The 7,144-nt window shown below is 44.3% G+C and carries 6 protein-coding genes; 2 read left to right on the top strand and 4 right to left on the bottom strand.

Annotated features, from left to right (window positions below; translation table 11 throughout):
• On the top strand, positions 1-949 hold a 949-nt coding region (locus L1D23_RS21385; protein WP_239871525.1), incomplete at its 5' end, for an EAL domain-containing protein.
• 147 nt (positions 950-1,096) lie between these two features.
• Here the strand turns inward: L1D23_RS21385 and L1D23_RS21380 are convergent.
• Together L1D23_RS21380 and L1D23_RS21375 are read right to left on the bottom strand one after the other, a co-directional pair.
• Positions 1,097-2,446: an MFS transporter gene (locus L1D23_RS21380; RefSeq protein ID WP_239871522.1), complete on the bottom strand. Its 1,350-nt coding sequence runs from the start codon at positions 2,444-2,446 to the stop codon at positions 1,097-1,099.
• A 109-nt stretch (positions 2,447-2,555) separates the two neighbouring features.
• Positions 2,556-3,626, bottom strand: a complete 1,071-nt coding sequence (locus L1D23_RS21375; RefSeq protein ID WP_239871519.1) for a cellulase family glycosylhydrolase — start codon at positions 3,624-3,626, stop codon at positions 2,556-2,558.
• 214 nt (positions 3,627-3,840) lie between these two features.
• On the opposite strand from L1D23_RS21375, the gene L1D23_RS21370 reads away from it, so the two are divergent.
• Positions 3,841-4,848 (top strand): LacI family DNA-binding transcriptional regulator, encoded by a 1,008-nt coding sequence (locus tag L1D23_RS21370; RefSeq protein ID WP_239871516.1) that lies wholly within the window; start codon positions 3,841-3,843, stop codon positions 4,846-4,848.
• A 34-nt stretch (positions 4,849-4,882) separates the two neighbouring features.
• Here L1D23_RS21370 and galM read toward each other — a convergent pair whose 3' ends face one another.
• Together galM and galK are read right to left on the bottom strand one after the other, a co-directional pair.
• Positions 4,883-5,947: a galactose-1-epimerase gene (galM, locus tag L1D23_RS21365; RefSeq protein WP_239871513.1), complete on the bottom strand. Its 1,065-nt coding sequence runs from the start codon at positions 5,945-5,947 to the stop codon at positions 4,883-4,885.
• An 8-nt stretch (positions 5,948-5,955) separates the two neighbouring features.
• On the bottom strand, positions 5,956-7,116 hold the full coding sequence (gene galK, locus L1D23_RS21360; RefSeq protein ID WP_239871510.1) for a galactokinase: 1,161 nt from the start codon (positions 7,114-7,116) through the stop codon (positions 5,956-5,958).
• Between the last annotated feature and the right edge of the window lie 28 nt (positions 7,117-7,144).

Raw genomic sequence — 7,144 nt, 5'->3', positions numbered from 1 at the left:
GTACAGAGCCAAAGAAAATGGCAGGAACCGCTTTCAGTTCTACTGTTCTGATATTGAGCGAGATGTGGAGAACAAAATTGAAAGCGAGAAGAAACTGCGTCTTGGGCTTACAAATAAAGAGTTCTACCTTCATTTTCAACCTATTGTGACCAGTATTGATTATCAGATTCTCTATTGGGAAGCGCTGTGCCGTTGGAATCATGGAGGGGATGATATTCCGCCATCGGACTTCATTCCGCAACTAGAAGAGATGGGGTTAATCAACGAGTTAGGGATGGAAACCTTAAGCCAAGCTTGCGACTTTATAAAACAAGTCAGCTATGCAAACCATGATGCAAGGCTGTCGGTTAATATCAGCGCCGCCCAATTGTTAGATAAAAAATTTGGCGACAAAGTAAAGCAATTATTAAAAGAAAAAGGCGTTGCCGCTTCCAGCTTTATCTTTGAAATTACGGAGTCCGTCTTAATGGAAAACTGGCAACAAAACCTATCAGTTCTCAACAAGCTAAAACAGCAAGGTATTTTACTTGCTGTAGATGACTTTGGCACAGGTTACTCGAGCCTAAGCTACTTAAAACGCTTCCCCATCGATATCGTGAAAATTGATAAAGAGTTTGTTCGTGATTTAGCCGTTGATTCCCANTACTCGAGCCTAAGCTACTTAAAACGCTTCCCCATCGATATCGTGAAAATTGATAAAGAGTTTGTTCGTGATTTAGCCGTTGATTCCCAAGACAACGTTTTTGTCAATGCCATCATCACTATGGCAGAAACGCTTGGAATGACCACCGTTGCTGAAGGAGTTGAAACTCAAGAGCAAGCTGATTTATTGAGCAAAATGCACTGCCCAATGCAACAAGGCTATTATTTTGGCAAACCGCAAAGTCAAGATTTTTGGTTAGCCCAAAACACACCGGCACTCAATGTTATCGATTTTCGGCAGAAATAAGATGACCTAAGCTACTGTAATTAATGTGATATGGCCTTGTTTTTGGCCATCATAACTTTATGCTCTTTACCACTCCTTTCATCTCATCGTTTCTTCCTAAACACATCAGCCCTCTCAACTTGAGAGGGCGATGATATCAAAAAGCGATCAGTTCAAGACTTGGTTTGCTTTAAGTGGTGCAACCTCAACTCCTTCTGCAAATTCACCACGTTGGAGTTTCTCACGCAAAATCGCATGTTGGTCTTCCGTAAAAGTATAGCGAGACATAATAAAGATACGTACCAAAGCCCCCAGAGCAGGCAGCAGTGCGATACAGAAGAACATACCACTTAATGCGGTTTCAGTTTGCTCTGCATTGGGTACATAGCCGATCGCTGTAAGAATCAACCCTGTTAGCCCCCCAGCAACCGCCACAGAAAGCTTACCTGTGAAAGTTTGCCCAGAGAAAGTGATCGCAGCAGTGCGTTTACCACTGTGGTAATAAGAGTATTCAACAGTATCGGCAATCATGGCTGAGATGAGTGGATTGGTCATCATAAATATGCCCGTGATCACTGCAAGCCATGCCATCACAGCCGTTGGGTTGTCGTAACCCGTGAGGTAGAAACCGATACGAGCAATGATCTCTAACACACATAGAGCAATAAAGATGTCTCTCTTTTTGAAACGTTTCGTTAATACAGGAGTTGCCAAACACGCAATGGCGCTGACCAAAGTAATGGTACCAATCAAGGAAACTAACCCAGCGTCTCCCATGTTGTAGGTGAAGAAGAAAATGTACAAACCATTGACGAGGTTAAAAAATACATTCATAAAGAAGGCTGCCAAAATGAAAAACAGAGGCTTGTTTTTACGTACAGCTTGAAAGGTTTGCTTCAACGTGACTTTTTCACAACTCGCAGTCGAAATACGCTCTTTAGTGTTGTAAAAACCATTAAGCATAAACAACAACCCTGCAATCATCAGCACAATTACCGCTGGTAAGTAGCCTTGGTCTGCGCGTCCATCAGCAAAGTAGGCACTTAACTTAGGAAAAATGACCAAGGTCGCACCAATACCGGCATTAACCCCTAACATGGCACAGGTTGCCGCTTTAGCGCGCTCTTGGGGTTCATCAGTCATTACAGATGACATGGACCAGAATGGAACATCTGAAATCGTGTATAACGTGCCCCAAAGGATATAGGTCACACCCGCATAGATAACCTTAGTCGACGTATCTGCATCCATATTGTAAAACGCTGCCACCGTGACCAAAACAATTAGAAACGGCGTAAACAACATATATGGACGGAATTTGCCAAAACGAGATTCCAATGTGTCCATATATCCGGCAATCAGAGGATCGTTGACCGCATCCCACACTCGAGCGATTAAAAAGATGGTACTCGCCGCTATTGGCGAAATACCAAGAATATCGGTATAGAAATATAAGATAAAAGAGCCGACTAAACCAAAGCTAAAGCACTGGCCTACTCCGTAGCCGAAATAAGACATCAGCTCTCTATTATTCAATCTATTTTGTACAGTTGTCATTGTTCACGTCTCGATTGATTTAATTGTAGGTAAGAAACCGACCTATTTCTCAAGGCCGGAGCACTGACAGTTATTCCACTTCTGTGAGTGTTTTAATTAACTGCACTTCACTTGCATCATAAGGCTGGCCTTGCTCGTCAAGGAGGTCATGGAACCATTGACGGGCATAGTTAACGTCGTTACGTTTAATTTCAGGCCAAGGAAGGTGCGTTTGGGTTTTGCCTTTGACTAACCCCCACTGGTAACAACCGATGTTCTTATCTTTAAAAATCGGTAGTTGTTCATGTAAGTAGGATTGTGCATGACGAGCGAGCCACTCAGTGCACATTATCGGACGATTATGCGCCTCTACAACCTCTAATGCTTGGTGAAAAAGGTCAAGTGGTAAGTAAGCGTGAAAGGTAATAATGTCCGATAGCTCAAAGGCACGACGATCGGTTGGGTGCTCAAAAATAGGTAAGCTACGATCTAGAATACTTGGACAGTGCCACGCTCCAACCGTCAATGGCTGACTAGGATTGATTTCACGAGCCCACTCGAAAGCTTTTTCCATCAGCTCATGACTAAACACTTCCATCTCTTCGTCATAAGCGACCTCACCTGTTGGGGTAAAAATCATTCGATTCGTAGGTTCGTTGTAAAGATCCCAAATGACAATGCGCGGATCTTCTTTGTAGGTCGAGAGAATATCGCGAACATAAGCTTCAACTTCTCCCCACTGCGCTTTGTCCATCACTACATTTCGACCTGGGCTCGCCGCTGCTTGGCTGTTATGCAGATCCGGCACAGGCGCTTTCTGCTCGCCCAAGAATGGGTGATCACCAGAAAACCCACAGTCATCCATAGGTGTTAGCATGACTTTGATGTCGTTACGTTCACAAATATCTAAGAAACGGTCGATGCGTGTATGCAAACCATCACGATCTGCCTGCCACACGATAAAAGGGAGATTGGTACGCAAGGTGTTGTAACCCACTTGCTTCGCCCATTCCAATTCTTCTTCGATAATTTCAGGGGCAAACGTGTCTTCTTGCCACATTTCATTCCAGTTGACAGCTGTCCTTGGTAAGTAATTAAATCCACGCAACCACCCCTGCTGCTTTTGCCACTGCCACGCCTTATCTTCAGACCATCTTTCCATCTTACTCAACCTTCAAAACTAAACTATTAACTAATAATATTAGCTAATATATTTATTAATACCGTTTAGACCATAAGGTAGAAATGAAATTGAGCGGACAATCACAACAATCCGACTTTTAGCACAAGCTTTTGTGATCTTAATCTTTAACAGATGATCAAGATTTAATAATTAGCTAATATCTTTAGCTCACTGAGTTAAGTTGATTTTTAAGATGGCTAGAAAAATTACGATGAGTGACATTGCTGCAGCAGCAGGCGTGTCTCAATCAACCGTATCCTTAGTACTGAACGGTTCAACGTCGGTAAAAATTGCAGACGCGACAAAGCGCAAAGTGATCGACACCGCGGAGTCCCTTGGATACAACAACAAAAAAGTCGCCCATGCCTTAGGTCGACCAAAAAAAATGGCTTTCGTCATCAATGGGCTCACCAGTTATGACCCTTTCATTGATGCCATCAACTCCGCTCGCGAAGAGGCTTGGGCCAATGACTATATTTTAGTGACCTTTAACTACAGCCATGACGCAGTGATGGCAAATAAGATTGAATCTGAAATTAATGGTGGGGATTATGTAGGTTTGGTATATGCGTCAAGTATGACAAGAGAGCTGAAACAGCAACGAGTCAACACTTTCCTGCCCACGATATTACTCAACTGTACCAATCAGGCAGATGATCAAATCCCGAGCATACTGCCCGCAGATATGATCGGGGCTTACAAAGCTGTCTCTCATTTAACCGCACAAGGTTATCGCTATATTGCCATGCTCTGCGGTGAAAACTGGATGCAAGCCAGTAAACAACGTACAGAAGGTTACCGCCAAGCTTTAATTGATGCCGATATCATCCCCAATCCGGATTACCTACGTGAAGCAAATTGGTCATTAAAGGAAGCGCACCAACAAACACTGGCATTATTCAATTTAGCTCAACCGCCAGAAGCCATTTTCTGCAGCAGTGATTATATGGCGATGGGATGTTATCAAGCCCTCGCAGAGCTTGGCTTAAAAATCCCAGATGATGTCGCAGTTGTCGGCTACGATAACCAGCAAATCGCATCGGAAAGCTTCCCTGCTTTAACCTCAGTGGAGTTACCCTACTCTGAGATGGGTAAACTGGCTATAGAATCTTTAGTAACACAGATGGAAGGTCAGCCTTTGGTTTCGAAACGGCGTAAAGTCGAAGGCGAACTGGTCGTTCGTGCTTCATCAAGCAAATAAAAAAAGGTGGGCTTGCTGCCCACCTAAAGGCTACCTAGAACTCAAACTGATAAACAGTTCGGTGCTGATAGCTTCCCCTAGGAGTTAACACCCCACGGTTAACTCCCCATTCTGGTTTATTTGGCCCATCAGGAAAGAATTGAGTTTCTAATGCAAGGCCGTCATACAATTGATAAGTTTTACTCGCCCCCGGGGTGCCAGCAAGAAAATTACCCGAATAAAACTGCACGGCCGGCTTGGTCGTTTTTATCTTCATCACAACGTCTTTTTCAGGGGCCACCAACTCCGCAGCAATCTCGCTCCCATCAGTCACATCAGGCCGAAATACAAACGCATGATCATAACCACCAGCCATTTTCTGATCAGGCTCAGTTAAGAATTCACAACCAATCTTCTTGGATTGAGTAAAGTCAAAACTAGTTCCCTCGACAGCTTGGATTTCCCCTGTAGGAATCAAGCCACTGTCAGTAGGCAGATAAGCGTTGGCATTCAACTTAAGGTGATGATCTAAACTCTTAAACGCACTCGCCTCTCCCGCCAAATTAAAATAGGCGTGGTTAGTTAAATTCACAGGGCAAGCTTGATCAGTACTGGCAGCATAGGCAATAACCAGCTCGTTATCATCCGTCAAGGTATAGGTTACTTTTACATCAAGATTACCTGGATAGCCTTGATCGCCATCGGGCGAATGCAAGCTGAATACAACATGTTGACCATCGTACTCGGCCACCGCCCAGCGACGTTTATCGAAACCATCTAACCCACCATGTAAGGAATTCTCACCATTGTTGATACCCAACTGAAAAGACTGCTCATTAATATCAAATTGACCTTTACCAATACGGTTAGCAAATCGACCAATAATCGAGCCAAAATACGCGCTCTGCTGCATGTGCTCTGCCATATTAGGTGAGCGCAATAGTACTTCACGTGACTCACCATTGATTGGTAATGTACAGCTCAACCAAGTAGCTCCTATATCCATAAAGACGACACTCATACCGAAGCGATTGGTTAGCTGGATAAGTTGAGCGGGTTTACCATCAAATGAAGGGGCTTGCCCCATTGTCCGCTCTAGTGATTCTAGATAAGTTTGCATTCCAATCCTTATATTGTCTCAACCAAGCCCGCCCCTTGTTTGGCTTGGCATACATAAATGGACGCTTTCAAGCCTGTCGCAGCTTGATATTGCGCTTCAACCGCGGCTTTAACAGGCTCAACCAGTTCAGGAGGCATCACCGCGACAATGCAGCCACCGAAACCACCACCAGTCATACGAACGCCCCCTTGCTCACCGATCACTTGCTTGACGATGTCGACTAAGGTGTCAATCTCTTTGACCGTGATTTCAAAGTCATCACGCATAGATGCATGAGACTGAGCCATCAACTCACCAATACGCTCCATATTGTGATGGCGCAATGCATTGGCAGCTTCAACAGTGCGAGCATTTTCAGTAATCACATGGCGAGCACGTTTAGCCACTACCTCATCAAGCAGAGAAACTTTGTCATTGAACTGTTCAATGCTGACATCACGCAGTGCTTTGACACCAAAAATGCGCGCTGCTTCTTCACACTGCTCACGGCGTGTGTTGTATTCACTATCCACTAATCCACGCTTTTTGTTTGAGTTGATGATCACGACGGACATCTCCTCAGGCATAGAGACCGCCTGTGTTTCTAAGCTACGACAATCAAGCAGTAGTGCGTGATTCTCTTTACCTTCTGCTGAAATCATCTGATCCATAATGCCGCAGTTACATCCAACAAACTCATTCTCAGCTTGTTGACCATTCAGGGCGATTTCAGCCTGAGAGATCTCTAGGCTATAAAGCACCTTGAATGTTTGGCCAATCACCACTTCAAGGGCCGCCGATGAGCTAAGCCCGGCACCTTGAGGAACATTGCCACTGACTGATATATCTGCTCCGCTAAATAGATAGCCACGAGCTCTAAGGCATTTGACCACACCACGGATGTAATTAGCCCACATCTTGTTTTCTTGAAATTCAACCTCTTGTGTGACATCAAATTCATCCACATCATTGCCATAATCAACCGAAATGACACGCACAATGTTGTCATCACGTTTGGAGGCAGCGACTACGGTTTGGTAGTCAATTGCACAAGGCAACACAAAACCATCATTGTAATCCGTATGTTCACCGATCAAGTTCACTCGTCCGGGGGCTTGAATAATGTGGCTTGGTTGGTACCCCAACACCTGCTCAAAGGAGCTCTTTACTGCTTGAATTAGTTCAGACATGTTTCCATCTCACACTCAAAATAGATTG

The organism is Vibrio sp. Isolate24 (assembly GCF_022398215.1).
In the GTDB taxonomy this organism is placed as follows: domain Bacteria; phylum Pseudomonadota; class Gammaproteobacteria; order Enterobacterales; family Vibrionaceae; genus Vibrio; species Vibrio coralliilyticus_A.
The sequence above is the reverse complement of the archived record's forward strand: the minus strand, read 5'-3'. Positions and strand labels throughout refer to the sequence as shown.

Excerpts from the sequence above, each read along its gene's own strand:
- L1D23_RS21375 (WP_239871519.1), bottom strand. The coding sequence starts at position 3,626 with ATGGAAAGATGGTCTGAAGATAAGGCGTGGCAGTGGCAAAAGCAGCAG.
- galK (WP_239871510.1), bottom strand. The coding sequence starts at position 7,116 with ATGTCTGAACTAATTCAAGCAGTAAAGAGCTCCTTTGAGCAGGTGTTG.
- L1D23_RS21370 (WP_239871516.1), top strand. The coding sequence starts at position 3,841 with ATGGCTAGAAAAATTACGATGAGTGACATTGCTGCAGCAGCAGGCGTG.
- L1D23_RS21380 (WP_239871522.1), bottom strand. The coding sequence starts at position 2,446 with ATGTCTTATTTCGGCTACGGAGTAGGCCAGTGCTTTAGCTTTGGTTTA.
- galM (WP_239871513.1), bottom strand. The coding sequence starts at position 5,947 with ATGCAAACTTATCTAGAATCACTAGAGCGGACAATGGGGCAAGCCCCT.